The sequence below is a fragment of the Streptomyces sp. NPDC052107 genome, from assembly GCF_040680215.1.
In the GTDB taxonomy this organism is placed as follows: Bacteria; Actinomycetota; Actinomycetes; order Streptomycetales; family Streptomycetaceae; genus Streptomyces.
In genome coordinates this window covers 1-1,094 of sequence record NZ_JBFAWG010000319.1, presented here as the reverse complement: position 1 = coordinate 1,094, position 1,094 = coordinate 1, and the positions used below count along the sequence as shown (strand labels likewise).

Below are 1,094 nucleotides of genomic sequence, written 5' to 3'. Positions count from 1 at the left end.
GCAGCGTGTACGGCCTCACCGCCGGTGACCACTCCTCGCTGCTCTGGCTGGTGGCCGGGGGCTCCTTCGGGCCGGAGCTGGTCGCGGAGGTGCCCGGGCACTGCTCGGGCGGGGTGTGGCTGGACCGGGCGGGCCGGATGCTGGCCCTGGACCGGCGGCCGGCGGGCGGTGGGCCGGTCAAGGCGGTCGCCGTGGACCTGGAGCGGAACGGCGAGGTGACCCCGTTGCTCCAGATCGCGCCCGCGAGCGACGACCGGCTGCTGCTGGCCGACGCGGACAGCGGGCTGCTGCTCATCCGCTCGAACGCGCCGGGCCACGACCGGCTCGGCTGGGGCGTGCTGGGCAGCTGTCTGCCCGTCCGCTTCCCGGAGTGCCTGCGTCCGGCGGATGTGGCGGTGACGCCGTTCGCCGTGCAGCCGGGTCAGATGCTGATGCCGGAGAGCTGTGCCGTGGCGCTGCGGATGGACGGGCCGGCCGGGAGCTGGGTGGGGATCTGGCGTCCGCAGGGGCGGCGGCTGCACCAGGTCGCGGCGCCGGAGGGCTGGTCGGCGGGGGCCGGTTTCTGGAGCCGGGACGGCGTGCTGCACCTTCCGTACGCCAACGCCTCGACGCCCTGCGGGGTGGCGCTGATCGACGCCCCGGGCGACGAGGAACCGCCCCCGGAGGCGGGCGGAACGGACGGAACGGGCGGCGTCGGACACGGAACGGAACCGTCCGCAGCCGTCGCCCCTCCTGCCGTGTGCAAGCCGGTTCCTCTGGGGCAGGCGCCGCTGCACCGGGTCGCGTCGACTGACTAGACTCGGGGCTCTTGAGGCTACGCGGCCGTACGGGGCGGGCACCGGCGGTGACCGCGTCGGGCGGCGGAGGCGGGCCTGCGGTACACGCACCACACGCGCGGGTGCATCAGGAACACCCGCGTGCGACACAGGCAAGCGATCACAACGGGGTGACTTCCCAGATGTCCGAAGCCCGAACCGACACGACCACGCCGCGCACGCCGGGGGGCGACGCGGAAGGGGCCGCGACCGGCGGTTCCGGAAAGCACCGAGGGGGTGCGTCGATGGAGAACACCTCGGTGCAGCCGCACGGCCGCC

The 1,094-nt window shown here is 75.0% G+C and carries 1 pseudogene; it reads left to right on the top strand.

From position 1 onward, the window contains the following. Positions 1-797 (top strand): annotated as a pseudogene (locus AB0M27_RS48145) (hypothetical protein); the annotation flags it as partial. Positions 798-1,094: the final 297 nt, after the last annotated feature.